This window comes from Komarekiella delphini-convector SJRDD-AB1 (assembly GCF_014831675.1).
In the GTDB taxonomy this organism is placed as follows: Bacteria; Cyanobacteriota; Cyanobacteriia; order Cyanobacteriales; family Nostocaceae; genus Komarekiella.
Map to the genome: position 1 here is coordinate 1 of NZ_VJXY01000190.1, position 1,050 is coordinate 1,050.

Annotated in this window: 1 protein-coding gene; it reads right to left on the minus strand. The window is 37.0% G+C overall.

The window, feature by feature from the left end; all coding sequences use genetic code 11:
* On the minus strand, nt 1–1,050 hold a 1,050-nt coding region (locus FNW02_RS38260; protein WP_225226357.1), incomplete at both ends, for a condensation domain-containing protein.

Sequence of the window (1,050 nt, forward strand, 5' to 3'; positions counted from 1 at the left end):
AAATTTCCAACCAGTTTGCAATTGGACTTGGTCAAATTGTCCGAGGTAGTTAAAACTGATTTCTGGAGTGGTGAGTGTTTGTATGTCAGTGACAGCAGTATCTTCACACAAGTAACGCAAGATACCATAACCAATACCACGATTGGGAATGGCTCGTAATTGTTCTTTTATTGACTTAATAACGGATGCGAGTTGGTAATCAGTCGGTAGTTGTAATAAAACAGGAAATAAACTGGTAAACCAACCTACTGTCCTTGATAAGTCCACATCTGAAAATAGTTCTTCTCTACCATGTCCTTCTAAATCTATGGCTAGTGTTGAATTTCCTGTCCATTGTGCCAATGTAAGTACTAATGCACTCAGCAATATATCATTGATTTGTGTGTTGTAAGCTTCGTTGACTGACAATAGCAAACTGCGAGTTTCTTGTTGATTCAAGTTCACCCGATAATTGATTGCACTACCAACTGTATTTTCTGATTGAGTTTGAGGATAATCTGATGGTAGCGGCTTTGTTTTTGACCAAGGTTGCTCTCTCCAATAATCTAACTGTTGTTTGATGATTTGTGATTGTGCATAGTTGTTTAATTTTTCTGCCCAATCAATATATGCTGTGGTTTTCGGACTTAATTTTATTGGTTGGTGAGCGATGAGTTGTTGATAGATTGTTTCGAGGTCTGATAATAAAATTCTCCAAGAAACGCCATCTACCACTAGGTGATGAATAATAATTAGTAAACGTGCATTTTCATCTCCACCCAAGTTAAACATTACCACTTGCATGATTGGGCCATCTGATAGGTTGAGACTGGCTTGATATTCTGTGGCGATTTGTTCTAATGTTTGTGGTTGTTCTAGTTTGGGAGTTGATGATAAATCTACTACTGTAAATGGCACGACATCATCTAAGCCTTGGTTTATTTGTTTGTATTCTGATGTAACGCAACTGAATCGTAAACGTAGAGCATCATGATGTTCTAATAATTGCTCTACAGCTTTCTTTAGGAATTCCGCTTTGATATTTTTGGGAATCTCTAATAAAACTGATTG